The organism is Pantoea sp. alder81, from assembly GCF_020179835.1.
In the GTDB taxonomy this organism is placed as follows: Bacteria; Pseudomonadota; Gammaproteobacteria; order Enterobacterales; family Enterobacteriaceae; genus Pantoea.
Genome location: NZ_JAIUDA010000003.1, coordinates 298,682 through 318,853 on the forward strand (window position 1 = coordinate 298,682; position 20,172 = coordinate 318,853).

At 52.5% G+C, this 20,172-nt stretch carries 18 protein-coding genes and 2 tRNA genes; 2 read left to right on the forward strand and 18 right to left on the reverse strand.

Going from position 1 to position 20,172, the window contains the following annotated elements:
- Positions 1-114 precede the first annotated feature (114 nt).
- Positions 115-861 carry an SDR family NAD(P)-dependent oxidoreductase gene (locus LBW88_RS10920; RefSeq protein ID WP_224932337.1) on the forward strand — a complete coding sequence of 249 codons (747 nt, stop codon included), beginning with the start codon at positions 115-117 and terminating at the stop codon, positions 859-861.
- Positions 862-928: 67 nt separating this feature from the next.
- Here LBW88_RS10920 and LBW88_RS10925 read toward each other — a convergent pair whose 3' ends face one another.
- The 17 genes from LBW88_RS10925 to rlmE form a co-directional block, all read right to left on the reverse strand.
- Positions 929-2,854: a DEAD/DEAH family ATP-dependent RNA helicase gene (locus tag LBW88_RS10925; RefSeq protein WP_224932336.1), complete on the reverse strand. Its 1,926-nt coding sequence runs from the start codon at positions 2,852-2,854 to the stop codon at positions 929-931.
- A gap of 16 nt (positions 2,855-2,870) precedes the next feature.
- The gene (yrbN, locus tag LBW88_RS26615; protein ID WP_098053093.1) at positions 2,871-2,927 is read right to left on the reverse strand and encodes a protein YrbN; all 57 of its coding nucleotides are present in this window, start codon (positions 2,925-2,927) and stop codon (positions 2,871-2,873) included.
- Between the two features lie 103 nt (positions 2,928-3,030).
- Complete coding sequence (nlpI, locus tag LBW88_RS10935) at positions 3,031-3,915, reverse strand: lipoprotein NlpI (RefSeq protein WP_008104288.1); 885 nt, start codon at positions 3,913-3,915, stop codon at positions 3,031-3,033.
- Positions 3,916-4,044: 129 nt separating this feature from the next.
- On the reverse strand, positions 4,045-6,180 hold the full coding sequence (gene pnp / locus LBW88_RS10940) for a polyribonucleotide nucleotidyltransferase (protein WP_224932335.1): 2,136 nt from the start codon (positions 6,178-6,180) through the stop codon (positions 4,045-4,047).
- Between the two features lie 311 nt (positions 6,181-6,491).
- A complete protein-coding gene (gene rpsO, locus LBW88_RS10945; protein ID WP_025903869.1) occupies positions 6,492-6,761 on the reverse strand; it encodes a 30S ribosomal protein S15 in 270 nt (89 codons plus the stop codon).
- Positions 6,762-6,896: 135 nt separating this feature from the next.
- Positions 6,897-7,841, reverse strand: coding sequence for a tRNA pseudouridine(55) synthase TruB (gene truB / locus LBW88_RS10950; protein ID WP_224932334.1), 945 nt, complete (start codon positions 7,839-7,841; stop codon positions 6,897-6,899).
- Positions 7,841-8,248 (reverse strand): 30S ribosome-binding factor RbfA, encoded by a 408-nt coding sequence (gene rbfA, locus LBW88_RS10955; protein WP_100704437.1) that lies wholly within the window; start codon positions 8,246-8,248, stop codon positions 7,841-7,843. The genes truB and rbfA overlap by 1 nt, the downstream gene beginning before the upstream one ends.
- 65 nt (positions 8,249-8,313) lie before the next feature.
- The gene (gene infB / locus LBW88_RS10960) at positions 8,314-11,004 is read right to left on the reverse strand and encodes a translation initiation factor IF-2 (RefSeq protein WP_224932333.1); all 2,691 of its coding nucleotides are present in this window, start codon (positions 11,002-11,004) and stop codon (positions 8,314-8,316) included.
- Between the two features lie 17 nt (positions 11,005-11,021).
- Positions 11,022-12,509, reverse strand: a complete 1,488-nt coding sequence (gene nusA / locus LBW88_RS10965; RefSeq protein WP_084934277.1) for a transcription termination factor NusA — start codon at positions 12,507-12,509, stop codon at positions 11,022-11,024.
- A gap of 24 nt (positions 12,510-12,533) precedes the next feature.
- Positions 12,534-12,986, reverse strand: a complete 453-nt coding sequence (gene rimP, locus LBW88_RS10970; protein ID WP_034826528.1) for a ribosome maturation factor RimP — start codon at positions 12,984-12,986, stop codon at positions 12,534-12,536.
- A 211-nt stretch (positions 12,987-13,197) separates the two neighbouring features.
- Positions 13,198-13,274, reverse strand: a tRNA-Met gene (locus LBW88_RS10975).
- Between the two features lie 59 nt (positions 13,275-13,333).
- A tRNA-Leu gene (locus LBW88_RS10980) sits at positions 13,334-13,420 on the reverse strand.
- A 46-nt stretch (positions 13,421-13,466) separates the two neighbouring features.
- Positions 13,467-13,802, reverse strand: coding sequence for a preprotein translocase subunit SecG (gene secG / locus LBW88_RS10985; RefSeq protein WP_034826531.1), 336 nt, complete (start codon positions 13,800-13,802; stop codon positions 13,467-13,469).
- A gap of 217 nt (positions 13,803-14,019) precedes the next feature.
- Positions 14,020-15,354, reverse strand: coding sequence for a phosphoglucosamine mutase (glmM, locus tag LBW88_RS10990; RefSeq protein ID WP_224932332.1), 1,335 nt, complete (start codon positions 15,352-15,354; stop codon positions 14,020-14,022).
- A gap of 3 nt (positions 15,355-15,357) precedes the next feature.
- Positions 15,358-16,191, reverse strand: coding sequence for a dihydropteroate synthase (folP, locus tag LBW88_RS10995; protein WP_224932331.1), 834 nt, complete (start codon positions 16,189-16,191; stop codon positions 15,358-15,360).
- Between the two features lie 85 nt (positions 16,192-16,276).
- A complete protein-coding gene (gene ftsH, locus LBW88_RS11000; RefSeq protein ID WP_224932330.1) occupies positions 16,277-18,208 on the reverse strand; it encodes an ATP-dependent zinc metalloprotease FtsH in 1,932 nt (643 codons plus the stop codon).
- 173 nt (positions 18,209-18,381) lie between these two features.
- Positions 18,382-19,011 carry a 23S rRNA (uridine(2552)-2'-O)-methyltransferase RlmE gene (gene rlmE / locus LBW88_RS11005; protein ID WP_224932329.1) on the reverse strand — a complete coding sequence of 210 codons (630 nt, stop codon included), beginning with the start codon at positions 19,009-19,011 and terminating at the stop codon, positions 18,382-18,384.
- 126 nt (positions 19,012-19,137) lie between these two features.
- On the opposite strand from rlmE, the gene yhbY reads away from it, so the two are divergent.
- The gene (yhbY, locus tag LBW88_RS11010) at positions 19,138-19,431 is read left to right on the forward strand and encodes a ribosome assembly RNA-binding protein YhbY (protein ID WP_224932328.1); all 294 of its coding nucleotides are present in this window, start codon (positions 19,138-19,140) and stop codon (positions 19,429-19,431) included.
- 127 nt (positions 19,432-19,558) lie between these two features.
- Here the strand turns inward: yhbY and greA are convergent, their stop codons facing one another.
- The gene (gene greA / locus LBW88_RS11015) at positions 19,559-20,035 is read right to left on the reverse strand and encodes a transcription elongation factor GreA (protein ID WP_224932327.1); all 477 of its coding nucleotides are present in this window, start codon (positions 20,033-20,035) and stop codon (positions 19,559-19,561) included.
- Positions 20,036-20,172 lie beyond the last annotated feature (137 nt).

Below are 20,172 nucleotides of genomic sequence, written 5' to 3' on the forward strand. Positions count from 1 at the left end.
CCTTAACCTGCACATTTGCAGGATTGTGCAAAAAGCTTGCAGGATTGCGCTACCGCCCAATTGTATGGACAGCGCATGCTTACCCTTCCCCGAATTCTCAGGTGGAGAGACACAATGAAAGCACTTGAAGGCAAAATTGCGCTGGTGACGGGCGCCTCGAAAGGCATTGGCGCCGCCATTGCTATGACTTTCGCGGCGGCCGGCGCTCGCGTCATTGTTAATTACCGCCAGGATGAAGCGGGCGCTGCAGATGTCGTGACAGATATCTGCGAGCTAGGCAGCGATGCCATTGCCGTACAGGCCGATATCTCCCGCGAGGCCGATGTGCAGCGTTTATTCGCACGCAGCATCGAGCAGTTTGGCGCACCCGATATCGTGGTCAACAATGCCGGTATTTTCCATCACGGCGATTTCGCCGAACTCAGCCTCAGTGAGATGCAGCAGCAGCTCAATGTGAATGTGCTGGGCACTTTACTGGTCTGCCAGCAGGCGGCGAAACATTTCCCCGTTCGCGGTGGCACCATCATTAATCTGAGTGCACTTAACAGCCAACGCAGTACACCGGGTTCGGTGTTATGGGCGGCGACTAAAGGTGCGATTGATACCTTAACGCAGGGCCTCGCACGTGAACTCGGGCCGCGTAATATCCGCGTCAATGCGCTGGCACCAGGAATCATCCTGACGGAAGGTTTACTGGCGGCAAAGAAGATGAATCCGGATGTTAAAGCGAAGTTGATCGCGGCTACGCCGTTGGGACGATTTGGTCTGCCGGAGGATGTGGCGCAGGTGGCATTGTTCCTGGCCTCTGAAGATTCAGCGTATGTGAGCGGTGAAAGGGTATTGATTGCAGGTGGGGTGTAACGTTTAATTTACGAATATAAAAAAAGGGACGCCGCGGCGTCCCTTTTTATTTTTCAGCGTTTATCGCTTATGCGTCACGACGACGTGGTGCAGAAGCACCTTCTGGACGTGGGCCACGACCGCCTTCACGGCTGAAGCGTCCGCCTTCACGACCTGCATCACGACCACCTTCACGGCGCTCAGAGAAACGACGCGGTGCGCCTTCGCCACGCGGTGCGCCATTGCCACGACGCTCGCCATCACGGCTAGCAGGACGACGCTCTGAACGCTCGTGTGCCGGTGCATCACCCATCAACTGCATGTTCATCGGCTTGTTCAGGATGCGCGTGCGAGTGAAGTGCTGCAGAACTTCGCCCGGCATACCTTTAGGCAGCTCGATAGTTGAGTGAGTACCAAACAGCTTGATGTTACCAATGTAACGGCTGCTGATGTCGCCTTCGTTAGCGATCGCGCCAACGATGTGACGAACTTCAACACCATCATCACGGCCCACTTCAATGCGGTACAGCTGCATTTCGCCAACGTCACGACGTTCACGACGTGGAGCGCCATCACGGCTTTCGCCACGATCAGCACGGTCACCACGGTCTGCACGGTTTTCGCGCGGACCACGTGAATCGCGTGAATCACGACGATCATCACGGTCGCGGAATTCACGACGTGCTGGACGCGGTGCTTCTGGTGGCAGAATCAGTGGACGTTCGCCCTGTGCCATTTTCAGCAGTGCTGCGGCCAGAGTTTCGATATCCAGATCTTCGCCCGGCTGCATTTTGCTCAGCAGTGCGCGGTACATGTCCAGATCGCTGCTTTCCAGCTGCTGCTGTACTTTCGCGGCGAACTTAGCCAGACGACGCTCACCCAGCAGTTCTGCATTAGGCAGCTCAACTTCTGGAATGGTCAGCTTCATGGTGCGTTCGATGTTACGCAGCAGACGACGCTCACGGTTCTCAACGAACAGCAGTGCGCGGCCAGCACGACCTGCACGACCGGTACGGCCGATACGGTGAACGTAAGACTCAGCATCCATTGGGATGTCATAGTTAACAACCAGGCTGATACGCTCAACGTCCAGACCACGTGCGGCAACGTCGGTGGCGATCAGAATATCAAGACGACCATCTTTCAGGCGCTCCAGCGTCTGCTCACGCAGTGCCTGGTTCATGTCACCATTCAGTGCTGCGCTGTTGTAACCGCTGCGCTCAAGCGCTTCAGCCACTTCCAGCGTTGCATTTTTGGTACGCACGAAGATGATAGCGGCATCAAAGTCTTCTGCTTCCAGGAAACGCACCAGTGCGTCAGTTTTACGGCCGTAAGCGGTCCAGTAAGACTGAGAGATATCAGGACGCGTAGTCATGCTTGACTGAATGCGCACTTCCTGAGGATCTTTCATGAAGCGTTTAGTAATACGACGAATCGCTTCTGGCATGGTAGCTGAGAACAGCGCGGTCTGATGACCGTCTGGGATCTGCGCCATGATGGTTTCAACGTCTTCGATGAAGCCCATACGCAGCATTTCATCAGCTTCGTCCAGCACCAGGCCGCGCAGGTTAGACAGATCTAACGTGCCGCGTTTCAGGTGGTCGAGCAAACGGCCAGGCGTACCCACAACAACCTGTGGTCCCTGACGCAGAGCGCGCAGCTGTACGTCATAACGCTGGCCGCCGTACAGGGCAACCACGTTCACGCCACGCATGTGTTTAGAGAATTCAGTCATGGCTTCAGCAACCTGAACAGCCAGTTCGCGGGTTGGAGCCAGCACCAGGATTTGCGGTGCTTTAACGGTTGGATCAATGTTGTGCAGCAGCGGCAGAGAGAACGCTGCAGTTTTACCACTACCGGTCTGCGCCATACCTAACACGTCACGGCCCGCCAGCAGGTGAGGAATACACTCAGCCTGGATTGGGGATGGCTTCACGTAGCCCATGCCGTTCAGTGATTCAAGGATGTCGGCGTTCAGGCCAAGTTCGGAAAAAGTGGTTTGAATATCAGTCATGTAGTACACGTGCCTCTTAGATTGCGGCGGCCAGTCTACATAACTCGTCGTGAAAACTTTCAGTCATTTTCATCAAAAAGTGTGAACCGGCTCAAATTAGAAGTTTTGACGAACAGAAAAGCCCTCACCTTGAAGATGATGACTTTACAAGTATTCAGGCAATAAAAGTTCGTCAGCTATTGCTGGTCAGATTCTGATAAATCGTCTTGTGTCTGGCCGAGTTGCGCCAGTTCCAACAATGCGTATCGGTGCTCAACAAAGTTGTTAACGTTGTTGGCCACCGCCAGTTTGAACAACGCTTTCGCGTCGTCCTTCTCCCCCAGACTTAGGTAGTACTTACCTAAATAGAAGTTGGTTTCACTGAGATGTTCAGCGAGCGAGGTGTTATCCGTTGCGTCCGCCTTGAGACGTTCCATCAGCGTTTTTTCACTGATGTCGCCAAGGTAGAACTCGACAATATTCCATCCCCATTGGTCCCGGACCGCTTTGTCATGTCGCTGTCTCAGCGTGACTTTGGCCTTGTCGGCGTCCATATCGCTTTCAACGAGATAGAGCCAAAGGCTGCGGAAAGGATCGTTAGGATCGTCTTGATAAAACGCCAGCAGATCATCTTGCGCTAACTTGTATCGACCGCCGTAATAGAGGGCGATACCACGGTTTAAATGCGCATAGTTGTAAGTTGGATCAAGCTCAAGTACAGAATCAAACGCTTCATAGGCAGCATCAAAATTGCCTGCCTGCGTTAAATATATACCGAGGTAGTTAAACACCTCAGGCATATCTGGTCTTATAGACAGCGCTTGCGAAAAATCGTTCCGCGCTAATGCCCTCAGACCCAAACTATCATACAACACTCCGCGCTCATATAATAGCTGTGCGCGTTCATCATCGGTCAGGGCACGACTGGCAAGAATTTGTTCCATTCGCGCCAGGATCACCTCTTGCTGCAGTGTGGGCTGCAAAGGTACTGCCAGAACTTCGTTCTTACGCCAATTGGAGTTGCTGCATCCTGCCAGCGTGATAGCTGTCGCAACAAAACACCAGCGCAAAAAAGGCTTCATTTCCCACTCCCGAATACAAACATTGGGATAACCATCCTGTCATCCGCCTGCTGTGCACAAGGATTCCCGCCCTCGCGATGATCCAAACACCTCTCCCCAACTTGCAGGGAGAGGCCAATCAGTAAACGCTTACTCGGCGTCAGATGCATTCGTTGCAGCAGGGGTTTCTTCCGCTGGTTTCTGCTCTGTCGCTTCTTTGATGCTCAGGCGTACGCGGCCCTGACGGTCCACTTCCATGACTTTCACTGGAACTTCCTGACCCATCTGCAGATAGTCGGTCACTTTCTCTACGCGCTTATCAGCGATCTGAGAAATATGAACCAGACCTTCTTTACCGCCGCCGATTGCCACGAAGGCACCGAAATCAACGATACGCGTTACTTTACCTGAGTAGATACGGCCCACTTCGATTTCAGCGGTGATCTCTTCGATACGACGAATCGCTTCTTTCGCTTTGTTGCCGTCGGTTGCTGCGATCTTCACGGTGCCATCATCTTCGATTTCGATGGTGGTGCCGGTCTCTTCAGTCAGCGCACGGATAACAGAACCGCCTTTACCGATAACATCTTTGATCTTGTCCGAGCTGATCTTGATGGTATAGATACGTGGTGCGAACTCAGAGATTTCCTGACGTGGGGTGCTGATAGCCTGCTCCATCACGCTCAGGATGTGCAGACGCGCGCCCTTAGCCTGATTCAGTGCAACCTGCATGATCTCACGGGTGATACCTTCAATTTTGATATCCATCTGCAGTGCAGTGATACCGTCGCGGCTACCGGCCACTTTGAAGTCCATATCGCCGAGGTGATCTTCATCGCCCAGGATGTCAGACAGAACCACAAAGTTCTCGTCTTCTTTAACCAGACCCATCGCAATACCGGCTACGGCTGCTTTGATCGGAACGCCTGCGTCCATCAGTGCCAGAGAAGCACCACAGACAGAAGCCATAGAAGAAGAACCGTTTGATTCGGTGATTTCTGACACCACACGAATGGTGTATGGGAAATCTTCCTGCTTAGGCATCACTGCCAGCACACCGCGCTTCGCCAGACGACCATGACCAATCTCACGACGCTTAGGTGAGCCAACCATGCCGGTCTCGCCCACTGAGTATGGAGGGAAGTTGTAGTGGAACAGGAAGCTGTCAGTACGCTCGCCCATCAGCTCATCCAGGTTCTGCGCGTCACGTGCGGTACCCAGTGTTGCAGTAACCAGTGCCTGCGTTTCACCACGGGTGAACAGAGAAGAACCGTGAGTACGTGGCAGCACGCCAGTACGCACATCCAGACCACGGATCATGTCTTTTTCGCGACCATCAATACGTGGCTCGCCACGGATGATACGGCTACGCACGACGCTCTTCTCGAGATCGTGAACGATGTCAGCGATTTCGCCAGCATCTAATGATTCATCTTCAGCCTGCAGTGCAGCGATGGTGGCATCTTTAACTACGCCAACCTGAGTGTAACGCTCTTGCTTATCAGTGATGCGGTAAGAATCAGCGATACCGGCTTCTGCCAGTGCAGCAACACGTGCAATCAATGCATCGTTTGCTGGCTCTGGCTGCCAATCCCAGCGTGGTTTGCCCGCTTCAGCAACCAGTGAGTTGATGTTTTCAATAACAATCTGCTGCTGATCGTGGCCGAATACCACCGCGCCCAGCATCTGGTCTTCGGTCAGTACTTCTGCTTCTGATTCAACCATCAGAACCGCGTTCTGAGTACCGGCTACAACCAGGTCCAGACGAGAGGTTTTCAGCTCATCAGACGTTGGGTTCAGCACGTACTGGTCATTGATGTAACCAACGCGAGCAGCACCGATTGGACCGTTGAATGGCAGGCCTGACAGCGCAAGGGCTGCAGATGCGCCGATCATCGCAACGATGTCTGGGTTAACCTGTGGGTTAACAGAAACAACAGTGGCGATAACCTGTACTTCGTTGATGAAACCTTCCGGGAACAGCGGACGCACTGGACGGTCAATCAGACGAGAAATCAGGGTTTCGCCTTCGCTTGGACGGCCTTCACGACGGAAGAAGCTACCCGGGATACGACCAGCAGCGTAAGTACGCTCCTGATAGTTAACCGTCAGCGGGAAGAAATCTTGATTTGGTTTGGTTTTTTTCTGGCCAACAACGGTGACGAATACCGCGGTGTCGTCCATGCTAGCCATTACTGCTGCAGTAGCCTGGCGCGCCATCATGCCGGTTTCCAGCGTGACGGTATGCTGACCATATTGGAATTTGCGTACGATCGGGTTCAGCAAAATTTAAGTCCTTAAATTCGAGGGGCAGAGCGCTTTTGGGCTCGCCGGGGTTTACCGATCTTTAGTTGCATCCTCGCGACTAATGACAATCTTCAACCGCCCATGCGGTAAAGCCTCTCATTAGCCGCGCGAAACGCTGCAAGTAAAGATCACTCTCAGCAACAATACATGAGTTTGGTACGGAATGCTGCGGATTGCTCGAAAAAAGGGGCCATAAAGGCCCCCTTTTCGCGAAACTCGCACAAATCTGATCGTCAGATGCGCTTTTCTGCATAGTGCATGTGCTACATCGTTGATCAGATTCTTCAGACTTAGCGACGCAGACCCAGGCTTTCGATCAGGCTGGTGTAGCGAGCAACATCTTTACGCTTCAGGTAGTCCAGCAGCTTACGACGCTGAGATACCATGCGCAGCAGACCGCGACGGCTGTGGTGATCTTTTTTGTGCTCAGAGAAGTGACCCTGCAAGTGGTTAATCTGAGCAGTCAGCAGAGCAACCTGAACTTCAGTTGAACCGCTGTCGTTGGTACCACGACCGTATTTAGCAACGATCTCTGCTTTAGCTTCTACGCTTAGAGACATAATAAACTCCAGATAAAAAAATGAATGTATGGGTGCCGATCTCTAATTCAGCAGCCCGCTTTAAAAGCCGCGCTATTCTACTCTTCGCCTGATAGCAACGCAAATGCGCCGTTAGCTCAAAAGTGAATGTGTTGATTAGGCAGGAAACTCGACCACCAGACGACGCGGCGCAACGCGCCCATCTTCCGCGATTTCTGCCATACCGATAAATTTGTGTTCATCACCTTCGGTGACACGCACCAATCCCTGTTCAGGTGCATTCGCCGCCTGCACTGGCATCCCCTGCTTGAAATAAGCAGCGACAGAGGGCAGTAAATTCACAATGGGGAACTCTTCCGCTGGACTATCCATTGGCAGCAGCAGCGCATCAAGTGCACTGTAGTCTGGCGTTTCTGCTGCGTTCGCTTCAGCCGCCATCGCCTGCAACTGCTCAAAGGTGATCATGCGTTCAATGGGATACTTCGCCACCTGCAAACGACGTAGCATAATCACATGTGCGCCACAGCCTAGCTTCTCACCGAGGTCATCGATGATGGTGCGAATATAGGTGCCTTTAGAAACGTGAATTTCCAGCTCCAGCTCATCACCTTCCCAGCGAATGAACTGCAGTTCGAACACGGTAATAGGACGCGCTTCACGCGGCACGGTAATGCCTTCACGCGCGTATTCATACAGCTTGCGACCCTGGTACTTCAGCGCAGAAAACATGGTGGGCACCTGGAAGGTGTCACCACGGAAGCTTTCCAGCGCCGCATCCAGTGCAGCCTGGTCGAACGTCACTGGCCGCGTTTCGACGATGTTGCCATCGGCATCCGATGTGTCGGTGCGCTCGCCAAGACGTGCAATAACGCGATAGCGTTTATCGGAATCGAGCAGGAACTGCGAGAACTTCGTCGCTTCACCGAGGCAGATTGGCAGCATGCCAGTTGCCAGGGGATCAAGCGCACCGGTGTGACCCGCTTTGTTAGCATGAAACAGACGCTTCACTTTCTGCAGCACATCGTTCGAGGATGCGCCTTCATGCTTATCCAGCAAAAACACACCGTGGACGTCGCGACCGCGACGACGAGGACGACTCATTAGTCCTCCTTGTCATCTTCAGCCGGGCTATCGCCACGACGCTCGACATCGCTTTTAATCACATTGCTGACCAGGTTCGACATACGCATACCTTCGACCAGCGAGTTGTCATAGAAGAAGGTCAGCTCTGGCACAATGCGCAGACGCATCGCTTTGCCTACCAGAATGCGGATATAGCCAGACGCTTCTTTCAGCGCTTTCAGGCCATTTTTTACCGCTTCTTCGTCTTTGTCGTTTAGAAAAGTCACGAAGACTTTGGCATACGCCAGGTCACGGGACACTTCAACACCGGAAACAGTCACCATCATACCCAGACGTGGATCTTTGATTTCGCGCTGCAGGATAATTGCGATTTCTTTCTGCAGTTCCTGAGATACGCGCTGTGGGCGGCCAAATTCTTTTGCCATTTTTCTTTCTCCCAAATAATTCGGGAGGCCAGAGGCCTCCCAAATTGCAACACATCAAGTGATGATCAATCGATGGTGCGTTTAATTTCAATGATTTCGAAGACTTCGATCATATCGCCAACGCGAACATCATTGTAGTTCTTCACGCCGATACCACACTCCATGCCGTTACGCACTTCGTTGACATCGTCTTTAAAGCGACGCAGAGATTCCAGCTCGCCTTCGTAAATCACCACGTTGTCGCGCAGTACGCGAATCGGGTTGTGACGTTTGATGTTGCCTTCGGTAACCATACAGCCGGCAATGGCGCCAAATTTCGGTGACTTGAACACGTCACGCACTTCGGCCAGACCAATGATCTGCTGTTTGAATTCCGGTGCCAGCATGCCGCTCATTGCCGCTTTCACTTCGTCGATCAGATTATAGATGACGGAGTAGTAACGCAGGTCAACACTTTCAGCGTCAATCACGCGGCGGGCAGAAGCATCAGCACGAACGTTGAAGCCAAGAATAATCGCGTTAGACGCTGCTGCCAGGGTGGCGTCGGTCTCAGTGATACCGCCCACACCCGAACCGATAATTCTCACCTTCACTTCGTCGGTAGAGAGTTTCAGCAGAGAATCGGAGATCGCTTCCACAGAACCCTGTACGTCGGATTTCAGTACGATATTCAGCTCGGACACTTCGCCTTCGGTCATGTTGGCGAACATGTTCTCCAACTTCGACTTCTGCTGACGCGCCAGCTTCACTTCGCGGAACTTACCCTGACGATACAGTGCAACTTCACGTGCTTTCTTCTCATCACGAACTACAGTCGCTTCATCACCCGCTGCTGGCACACCAGACAGACCGAGGATTTCCACTGGAATGGATGGACCCGCTTCCAGTACTTCACGACCCAGTTCGTCACGCATTGCACGAACACGGCCATACTCGAAGCCGCACAGCACGATGTCGCCTTTATTCAGCGTACCTTCACGTACCAGCACGGTAGCAACCGGACCACGACCTTTATCAAGGAAGGATTCGATAACCACGCCGCTCGCCATACCTTCACGGATAGCAGAGAGTTCAAGTACTTCTGCTTGCAGCAGAATCGCATTCAACAGGTCGTCGATGCCCGTTCCCGCTTTCGCAGAAACGTTAACGAACATGTTCTCACCGCCCCACTCTTCCGGAAGAATTCCGTACTGGGTCAGTTCGTTCTTAACGCGATCTGGGTCAGCATCAGGCTTATCAACTTTGTTGACCGCAACAACCACTGGCACACCGGCTGCTTTCGCATGCTGGATAGCTTCGATGGTCTGAGGCATCACGCCATCATCTGCAGCAACAACCAGGATAACGATATCCGTTGCCTGGGCACCACGTGCACGCATTGCGGTAAACGCGGCGTGGCCCGGGGTATCGAGGAAGGTGATCATACCGTTGTCAGTTTCAACGTGGTAAGCACCGATATGCTGAGTAATACCACCAGCCTCGCCTGAAGCGACTTTGGTTGAGCGGATGTAATCCAGCAGAGAGGTTTTACCGTGGTCAACGTGACCCATGATGGTGACGACTGGCGCGCGAGCTTCCTGCGCAGCATCAGTATCACGATCGTCCATTACCGCTTCTTCCAGCTCATTCTCGCGGCGCAGGATCACTTTGTGACCCATCTCTTCCGCGACCATCTGAGCAGTTTCCTGGTCGATAACCTGGTTGATGGTCGCCATCGCGCCCATCTTCATCATCGCTTTGATGACCAAAGAACCTTTGATCGCCATTTTATTGGCCAGTTCAGCCACGGTGATGGTTTCACCGATGACAACATCGCGGTTTACAGCCTGAACAGGCTTGTTGAAGCCCTGCTGAAGAGTGCTTGGCTTACGATGTTTGCCACCTTTACCGCCACGAACTTGCGCACGCGCTTCTTCACGGTCGGTTTTGGCTTCAGAATGCTTGTTGCCTTTCTTCACCGGGCGAGCAGCTTTGGTAGTACGTGCACGAGCACGTCCTGCCTCAACTTGACGATCGTTCTCGTCTTCGGCCTGACGGGCATGAGTCGAAGTGGTGACATGGTAGTCGCCTTTATCTTCTTCTTCAGGTTTAGCCCATTCAACGGCTTTCTCTTCAGCCAGGCGTTTGGATTCTTCTGCCACGCGGCGGGCATCTTCTTCCAGCTTACGGCGTGCTTCTTCTTCTGATTTGCGTTTCAGTTCAGCCGCTTCGGCTTCACGACGGGCTTTATCAGACTGCGCAGCCTTGGTTACTTCGTCGGTAGGTTGATTTGTCACTTTGTCATTTTCCGCTGCTTCACGCTTAGCCTTGTCAGCGGCTTCGCGCTTGGCTTTATCTTCGGCTTCACGTTGCGCTTTTTGTTCAGCTTCGCGACGGGCTTGTTCTTCCGCCTCGCGACGCGCCTGCTCTTCCGCTTCACGCTGCGCCTCGGCTTCAGCTTCTGCCTGAGCTTGCTCAGACTCTGCATCACCTTTCACGTATGTGCGCTTTTTGCGGACTTCGATTTGCACCGACTTACTTTTACCCCCGGTGACGGGAATATTCAAGGTGCTGCGCGTTTTGCGCTGCAAAGTCAGTTTACTTGAACCGGTCTGACCGTGCTCACGATTCAGGTGGGACAGTAAGGTCTCTTTCTCTTGCTGGGACACCGCATCGTTTTCAGACTTGCGGATCCCTGCGTCAGCAAATTGCTGTACCAGGCGATCGACCGGAGTCTGAATTTCGGCGGCCAGCGATTTTACGGTTACATCTGTCATGCTGTTCCTTCCTGTTATTACGCGTCATCGCCGAACCAGCAGATATTACGTGCAGCCATAATCAGCGCACCGGCCTTCTCATCATCCAGCCCTTCAATATCTGTCAGATCGTCAACACCTTGCTCAGCGAGATCTTCCAGCGTGCAAACGCCTTTTGACGCCAGGCGATACGCCAGCGCACGATCCAAGCCCTCAAGATTCAGAAGATCCTCAGCGGGCTCCTGATTACCAAGGCTCTCTTCTTTCGCTAATGCCAGGGTGGTTAACGCATTTTTTGCTCGTTCACGCAGGGCTTCAATGGTCTCTTCGTCGAGGCCGTCGATTTCCAGCAGCTCGTTGATTGGCACGTAAGCCAATTCTTCCAGCGAAGAGAAGCCCTCTTCCACCAGAACGGTGGCGAACTCTTCATCGATTTCGAGATGTTTGGTGAACATATCGATCGCTGCGTGGGCTTCAGCCTGATGCTTAGCCTGCAGATCATCGACGGTCATCACGTTCAGTTCCCAACCACTGAGTTGAGAAGCCAGACGCACGTTTTGGCCGTTACGGCCGATCGCCTGAGCCAGATTGCCGGCTTCAACAGCGATATCCATGGTGTGATTATCTTCATCGACCACGATTGACGCCACATCGGCTGGCGCCATGGCGTTAATAACGAATTGCGCTGGGTTATCGTCCCACAGCACGATATCGATACGCTCACCACCCAGTTCGCTTGAAACCGCCTGCACACGCGCACCGCGCATACCGACACAAGCACCCACCGGATCGATACGTTTATCGTTGGTCTTCACGGCAATTTTGGCACGTGAACCCGGATCGCGCGCTGCCGCTTTGATCTCGATAACTTCTTCACCGATTTCTGGCACCTCAATGCGGAACAGTTCGATCAGCATTTCTGGTTTAGAACGGGTGACAAACAGCTGAGCACCGCGCGCTTCTGGACGTACGGCATACAGCACACCGCGAATACGATCGCCTGGGCGGAAGTTTTCACGTGGCAGCATATCTTCACGACCAATCACGGCTTCAGCATTGCTGCCGAGATCCAGTGAAATACTGTCGCGGTTTACTTTCTTCACCACGCCGGTGATGATTTCACCTTCGTGTTGACGGAACTGATCAACCACCATCGCGCGCTCAGCTTCACGTACTTTCTGTACGATAACCTGCTTGGCGGTTTGGGTGGTGATACGGTCGAAGGTGACAGATTCAATCTGGTCTTCAACGTATTCGCCCAGATTGAACGCTTCATCTTCAAAGCGGGCCGCATCCAGCGTGATCTCACGAGTTGGCTGTGTCACTTCGTCCACAATCACCCAGCGACGGAAAGTATCGAAATCACCGCTGCGACGGTCAATGCTGACGCGCACTTCGATTTCCTGCTCATACTTCTTTTTAGTCGCAGTGGCCAAAGCGCTCTCCAGCGCTTCGAAGATTTTCTCACGTGGCAGGGCTTTTTCGTTAGAAACGGCTTCTACTACAGCTAAGATCTCTTTGTTCATCCTGGTTAGCCTCAATCCGGACTTTTAAAAGTGGGGGACCAGGTTCGCTTTCTGAATATTACTCAGCGCGAACACCTCATCGTTACCCTCAACGGTTACCGTGATCATCTCACCTTCCACGGACTTGATGATCCCCTGCCATTTACGGCGGTTCTGTACGGCCATGCGCAGTGTCAGGCTTACCTCATCACCGGCAAAACGTGCATAGTGTTCAGCGGTGAAAAGAGGACGCTCGAGACCTGGCGAGGAGACTTCAAGGTTGTAAGCCACCGTAATGGGATCTTCCACATCCATTACTGCGCTGACCTGGTGGCTAACATCGGCACAATCATCAACATTGATACCATTCTCACTATCAATATAGATGCGCAAAGTCGATGTGCGACCGCGAACGAATTCGATACCGACCAATTCGTAGCCAAGCGCTTCTACCGGAGCGGTGATCAAATCAGTCAATTTTTGCTCTAATGTGGACAAGCCCACCCCCAAGACATAAAAAAAGGGCCTATAGCCCAGTATTGCGATTCCTGATAACAAAAAACCCCGAAAATTCGGGGCTTTTTGTGACTGGACCCTGTACGCCGCATAGCGGCTTCGGAGCACAATCCAAAAGAATTTTTTTCAAAAAACACTGAGGATGCGTCCGTCGATGCATACAGTATATTTGAAAAAGAACTCTAAGGGAAAGTGGTTGCGGGGGCCGGATTTGAACCGACGACCTTCGGGTTATGAGCCCGACGAGCTACCAGGCTGCTCCACCCCGCGTCCGAAAACGTGGCGAATAATACGCCGACCTTGCTTAAAAAGCAAGTTTTACTGAGATTTGGTACCGAGGACGGGACTTGAACCCGTAAGCCCTTTCGAGCACTACCACCTCAAGGTAGCGTGTCTACCAATTTCACCACCTCGGTACTGCACTGACTGCGACGCTACATTGTCGCTAAAGCATTGACGATGTTACTGCGGGATATCATTGCCCGGAGTTGCCGGTTTAGCTGGCTGAGTCTGCTGTTCAGACTGAGCTGGCGCAGTGAGGTTTTCCCACTCGCTTCCTTTAGAAGACTTATTCGTGTTCAGATTGCCAAGGATCAAGCTGATAATGAAGAACAGGGTCGCCAGTACGGCAGTCATACGCGTCATGAAGTTACCAGACCCGTTTGAACCGAACAGTGTACCAGAGGCGCCTGCACCGAATGAGGCTCCCATATCAGCGCCTTTGCCTTGCTGAAGCATGATCAGACCCACGAGGCCAATCGCAACAATAAGGAAAACAACTAACAGAGCTTCGTACATAATCAACCTGTTTCCTTGCGCGTTATCCGCACAGTTAAAGCTTCACCAATATTGACGGGGAGTATCGTCATCACCCATCAGAAGCGGGTGTGAATACTAACCAATGGGGCATACCTCTGCAAGCGCAATTTTCACGAACTTTATTGATTGCGGAAAAAAGCGCCAGGGTGGTGATTTAACAGGCGGAAAGTCGAGATCTCACCGCCTGTAAACGGGCTTAAACCGCTTTTACCGCATCGGCAATTTTGTGTGCCAACTCGGAGACTAACGCTTCGTCCTCACCTTCAACCATCACGCGAATCAGCGGTTCAGTACCGGATTTACGTAAGAGCACACGGCCCCGCCCTGCCAAGGTTTTTTCCACTTCAGCGCTGACGGCTTTGACGCTGTCGGATTCCAGTGGATCGTGACTACCAGTGAAGCGCACATTAACCAGAATCTGTGGCAGCATTTTCATGCCACTGCATAAATCATGCAGACTCATGTGATTACGCACGATAGCAGTGAGCACTTGCAAACTTGCCACGATACCGTCACCGGTACTGATTTTGTCCAGCAGAATGACATGCCCGGAGTTTTCGGCGCCCATGCGCCAGCCCTTCTCCTGCATTTTTTCCAGCACGTAGCGGTCACCCACTTTGGCACGTGTGAAAGGAATGCCGAGCTGTTTCAACGCCAGTTCCAGCCCCATGTTACTCATCAGAGTACCCACCACGCCGCCGCGCAATTGCCCCTGACGCAAGGCTTCACGTGCAATGATGTAGAGGATCTGGTCACCATCAACCTTCATGCCCAGATGATCCACCATCATGATGCGGTCGCCATCGCCATCATAAGCAAGGCCTAAGTCCGCCTTCTCATCCAGCACGCGCTGCTGCAGCATGCGGAGATCGGTTGCGCCGCACTCTTTGTTGATGTTCATGCCATCGGGCTGTACACCAATCGCAATCACTTTGGCACCCAGTTCACGCAGCACATTAGGCGCAATGTGATAGGTCGCACCGTTGGCGCAATCCACCACGATTTTCAGGCCGTTAAGGCTTAACTCGCTCGGGAATGTGCCTTTACAGAACTCGATATAACGACCGGCAGCATCAACGATGCGGCTGGCGCGCCCCAACTCAGCGGACTCAACGCAGGTCAGCGGCTTCTCTAACTCAAGCTCGATTGCCTCTTCTACTTCATCCGGCAATTTAGTGCCTTCTGCAGAGAAGAATTTGATGCCGTTATCGTCGAAGGGGTTGTGCGATGCAGAGATAACGATACCGGCTTCTGCGCGGAAGGTACGCGTCAGATAGGCAATAGCAGGGGTTGGCATAGGCCCGGTAAAGGCCGCCGATAAACCGGCCGCAGCCAGACCGGCTTCCAGTGCCGATTCCAGCATGTAGCCAGAAATACGCGTATCTTTACCAATCAATACTTTACGTGATCCCGAACGCGCCAGGACTTTACCCGCAGCAAAACCCAGCTTCAGGACAAAATCAGGGGTAATCGGTGCTTCACCGACCTTGCCACGAATACCATCTGTACCGAAATATTTACGATTACTCATGCTTTATCCTTTTGCTCTCCGTGTCGCTTCGACAATACGCATCGCTTCGACAGTCTCTTTCACATCATGCACGCGAATAATTTGTGCCCCTTGCATAGCGGCAATCACCGCACAGCTCAGGCTGCCGGTCAGCCGCTGCGTCGGACCGACATTTAACAACTGGCCAATCATCGATTTACGCGACATTCCGACCAGTAGCGGCAAGCCAAAATGGTGGAAATGGCTGAGTTCGGCCAGCAGCTGATAATTGTGGTTGAGATTCTTACCGAAACCGAAGCCAGGGTCGAGCAGCAGATTATCTTTTTTGATGCCCGCCGCTTCGCAGCGTGCAATCTGCGCGAGGAAGTAAGCGTCCACTTCGCTCACGATATTCTGATATTCAGGTGCTTGTTGCATGGTGCGGGGCTCGCCCTGCATGTGCATCAGGCACACCGGCAAGCCGGTTTCTGCTGCTGCTGCCAACGCACCCGGTTCTGATAGTGAGCGAATGTCATTAATGATGTGAGCACCCACTCGCGCCGATTCACGGATCACCTCTGGCTTTGAGGTATCCACGGAAATCCACACTTCAAAACGCTGGGCGATGGCTTCCACCACCGGAATCACGCGAGATAACTCTTCATCCACACTGACTTCAGCGGCACCCGGCCGCGTTGATTCTCCGCCCACATCGATGATGGTTGCACCCGCATTCACCATTTCATTGGTGTGGGTCAGTGCCTCCACCAGCGTGTTATGAGTTCCACCATCAGAGAAGGAGTCCGGCGTGACATTTAAAATACCCATCACATGGGGAAACGACAGATCGAGATGGGAATCACGGGCGTACAACTTCATGGCGGGAATCTCCTTGGGAATCGCAGTATCACTGAATGTAAAAAACCCCGGACCGGCCGGGGTTTTTGCTGAGGTTTGAGGCCTCTTATTTGTCGAGCTGTTCTGACATGGTGTTGCCAGGGTTCGGCGTACGCGGTTCATCAACCGGACGTGGCGCCTTTGGCGTGCCATTGTTGTCAGATGAGCTACTGTTGCCGGAATCATCCCAACCTGCAGGTGGGCGAACTTCACGGCGAGCCATCAGGTCATCAATCTGCGGTGCATCAATGGTTTCATACTTCATCAGCGCGTCTTTCATCGCGTGAAGGATGTCCATGTTCTCACCCAGCAGAACGCGAGCACGCTGGTAGTTGCTGTCGATCAGGTGTTTAACTTCCTGGTCAATGATGCGTGCTGTTTCATCAGACATGTGTTTCGCCTTCGCCACAGAGCGACCAAGGAACACTTCGCCTTCTTCTTCAGCGTACAGTAACGGACCTAACTTCTCGTTAAAGCCCCACTGCGTCACCATGTTGCGCGCCAGGTTAGTGGCCACTTTGATGTCGTTAGACGCACCGGTAGAAACACGTTCAGCACCGTAGATGATCTCTTCTGCCAGACGACCGCCATACAGCGTCGAGATTTGGCTTTCCAGTTTCTGACGGCTGGCGCTAATCGCGTCGCCTTCAGGCAGGAAGAAGGTCACACCGAGCGCACGTCCGCGAGGAATAATCGTCACTTTGTGCACCGGATCGTGTTCCGGCACCAGACGACCAATAATCGCATGGCCCGCTTCGTGATAAGCCGTGGATTCTTTCTGCGCTTCCGTCATCACCATGGAGCGACGTTCTGCACCCATCATGATTTTGTCTTTCGCTTTCTCGAATTCAACCATTGATACCACGCGCTTGTTGCCACGTGCAGCGAACAGTGCCGCTTCGTTGACAAGGTTAGCGAGGTCAGCACCTGAGAAGCCCGGTGTACCACGTGCGATGATTGCCGCGTCAATATCAGTGGCCAATGGCACACGACGCATATGCACTTTCAGAATCTGTTCACGACCGCGAACGTCTGGCAGACCCACCACAACCTGGCGGTCGAAACGACCTGGACGCAGCAGCGCGGGGTCAAGTACGTCTGGACGGTTGGTCGCGGCGATAACGATGATGCCTTCATTACCTTCGAAGCCATCCATCTCAACCAGCATCTGGTTCAGCGTCTGCTCACGTTCATCGTGACCACCGCCTAAACCGGCGCCACGTTGACGGCCTACGGCATCGATTTCATCGATAAAGATGATGCACGGTGCGGCTTTCTTCGCCTGTTCAAACATGTCACGCACACGAGATGCGCCCACACCCACGAACATTTCTACGAAGTCAGAACCGGAGATAGTAAAGAACGGGACTTTCGCTTCACCGGCAATCGCTTTCGCCAGCAAGGTTTTACCGGTACCCGGAGGGCCGACCATCAGGACGCCTTTCGGGATCTTACCACCCAGTTTCTGGAAGCGGCTCGGCTCGCGCAGATATTCAACCAGTTCAGCCACTTCTTCTTTCGCTTCATCGCAACCCGCGACATCCGCAAACGTGGTCTTGATCTGGTCTTCGGTCAGCATGCGGGCTTTACTTTTGCCAAAGGACATCGCGCCTTTGCCACCGCCGCCTTGCATCTGACGCATAAAGAAGATCCAAACGCCAATCAACAGCAGCATTGGGAACCAGGAGATGAAGATAGAAGCCAGCAGGCTTGGTTCTTCTGGTGGTTCGCCAACCACTTTGACGTTTTTGGTCAAGAGGTTATCAAGCAGCTTAGGGTCGTTGACAGGAATGTAAGTGGTATATTTATTACTGTCTTTTTTGACAACGTTAATCTCACGCCCGTTAATACGTGCCTCGCGGACCTGATCCTGGTTCACTTCTGACAGGAAGGTTGAGTAATCAACCCTACGGCCATTCGACTCGCTGGGCCCAAAGCTCTGGAAGACAGACATCAGCACGACCGCGATGACTAACCAGAGAATCAGGTTTTTCGCCATGTCACTCAAGGGATTAACCTCATATTACAACGGTGTTAACAGACAGCGTAGGGTACTATATATCCTTCAGACCTGGAATCGCGACGCTGATGATTTTGCTGCTTTTCACTGAAACTCAGAATTACACATCAGAGTAAATGCAGTTCGCCTTGCTTTGATTCCAGCACCGAGGGCTATAGTTTGCGCCCTGTCGCCACAATATACACTTCACGTGAACGTAAACGAGAAGCGTCTGGCTTACGAATTTTCACTTTCGTAAATAGGGAGCGAATTTCCCGCAGGTATTCCTCGAAGCCATCTCCCTGAAACACTTTCACTACAAAACTGCCGCCAGGTGCCAGAATATCCCGACACATCTCCAGCGCCAACTCTACCAAATACATTGATCGCGGAATATCAACCTCAGGTGTACCGCTCATGTTTGGTGCCATATCAGACATCACAACTTGAACTTTTTTGTCACCCACACGCTCCAGCAATGCGTTCAGCACCGCCTCTTCACGAAAGTCGCCCTGTAAAAAATCGACACCGACAATCGGGTCCATCGGGAGTAAATCACAGGCAACAATACGACCATTCGATCCAATCTGTTGTACCGCATATTGCGACCAACCACCGGGCGCAGCACCCAGATCTACCACTGTCATGCCGGGTTTGAAAAGCTTGTCACCCTGCTGAATTTCATCCAGTTTAAACCAGGCGCGCGAACGCAACCCCTTTTTCTGTGCCTGCAGCACATATTTATCGCTAAAGTGTTCCTGTAACCAGCGACTGGAACTGGCTGAACGCTTTTTACCCGTCATAATTTTTCCAATTAAATCTTCATCGTAGCGATAAATCATTACGCAATGGGTCGCGTTGATTTGGCGATATACCCGAGATGGCGGTAGAATGAACCGTTTTCAATCCCTGAGTAAGTAAAAAATACGATGAATCTGAGTACCAAACAAAAACAGCACCTGAAAGGCCTTGCCCATCCACTTAAGCCCGTTGTCATGCTGGGCGGTAATGGCTTGACCGAAGGCGTGCTCGCCGAAATCGAACTGGCGCTCGCGCATCACGAATTGATCAAGGTGAAAATTGCCTCTGAAGATCGTGAAACCAAGCAGCTGATCGTTGACGCTATCGTACGTGAAACAAAAGCTTGTAACGTACAGGTCATCGGCAACACGCTGGTGCTGTATCGCCCTGCAAAAGAGCGCAAAATTACTCTGCCACGTTAATCAGCCATCAAGGCTGCCATGACGGGCAGAGAAAGTGCCATGCTCCTGCATGGGATAAAAGGCCGCTATGCGGCCTTTTTCCTTTCTTTACAAAGTGCGGCTACACATTTCAAAGCGTAGCAATATCTTAAAGGTATTCCACCTTTAACACTTCATATTCGACATCACCACCGGGGGTTTTCACGATGGCCACATCGTCAGCCGATTTCCCGACCAGTCCGCGCGCCATCGGCGAATTCACTGAAATCAGATTTTTTTTGAAGTCAGCTTCATCATCACCCACGATGCGGTAAGTGAATTCTTCGTCCGTATCCACATTCAAAATGGTTACGGTAGAACCAAAAATCACGCGTCCGGTTTTTGGCATTGAGGTGATATCAATCACCTGAGCGTTGGAGAGTTTGGCTTCAATCTCCTGAATACGCCCTTCACAAAAACCCTGCTCTTCGCGGGCTGCATGGTATTCGGCATTCTCTTTCAGATCGCCGTGCTCGCGAGCTTCGGCGATTGAGGCGATGATGCGCGGACGCTTCACGGTTTTCAGCTCGTTCAGCTCTTCACGCAGGCTCTCAGCGCCTTTCAACGTCATCGGAATCTGATTCATTTTGGCTCCTCGTCATCTATCCTGGTTAACGGCGTCATCCTGACCGGTGACAGCAGAAAACAGCTTCTGCGGCGCGTTACCTCTTTTCACAAGCAAAAGAAGCCTGACCCGGAAAGCTTTCCGGGTCAGGTTCGGTT

Coding starts and splice junctions, on each gene's coding strand:
- ftsH (WP_224932330.1), bottom strand. CDS start 18,208: ATGGCGAAAAACCTGATTCTCTGGTTAGTCATCGCGGTCGTGCTGATG.
- infB (WP_224932333.1), bottom strand. CDS start 11,004: ATGACAGATGTAACCGTAAAATCGCTGGCCGCCGAAATTCAGACTCCG.
- LBW88_RS10920 (WP_224932337.1), top strand. CDS start 115: ATGAAAGCACTTGAAGGCAAAATTGCGCTGGTGACGGGCGCCTCGAAA.
- truB (WP_224932334.1), bottom strand. CDS start 7,841: ATGAGTCGTCCTCGTCGTCGCGGTCGCGACGTCCACGGTGTGTTTTTG.
- glmM (WP_224932332.1), bottom strand. CDS start 15,354: ATGAGTAATCGTAAATATTTCGGTACAGATGGTATTCGTGGCAAGGTC.
- secG (WP_034826531.1), bottom strand. CDS start 13,802: ATGTACGAAGCTCTGTTAGTTGTTTTCCTTATTGTTGCGATTGGCCTC.
- rpsO (WP_025903869.1), bottom strand. CDS start 6,761: ATGTCTCTAAGCGTAGAAGCTAAAGCAGAGATCGTTGCTAAATACGGT.
- rbfA (WP_100704437.1), bottom strand. CDS start 8,248: ATGGCAAAAGAATTTGGCCGCCCACAGCGCGTATCTCAGGAACTGCAG.
- nusA (WP_084934277.1), bottom strand. CDS start 12,509: ATGAACAAAGAGATCTTAGCTGTAGTAGAAGCCGTTTCTAACGAAAAA.
- folP (WP_224932331.1), bottom strand. CDS start 16,191: ATGAAGTTGTACGCCCGTGATTCCCATCTCGATCTGTCGTTTCCCCAT.
- yhbY (WP_224932328.1), top strand. CDS start 19,138: ATGAATCTGAGTACCAAACAAAAACAGCACCTGAAAGGCCTTGCCCAT.
- greA (WP_224932327.1), bottom strand. CDS start 20,035: ATGAATCAGATTCCGATGACGTTGAAAGGCGCTGAGAGCCTGCGTGAA.
- rlmE (WP_224932329.1), bottom strand. CDS start 19,011: ATGACGGGTAAAAAGCGTTCAGCCAGTTCCAGTCGCTGGTTACAGGAA.
- nlpI (WP_008104288.1), bottom strand. CDS start 3,915: ATGAAGCCTTTTTTGCGCTGGTGTTTTGTTGCGACAGCTATCACGCTG.
- LBW88_RS10925 (WP_224932336.1), bottom strand. CDS start 2,854: ATGACTGATATTCAAACCACTTTTTCCGAACTTGGCCTGAACGCCGAC.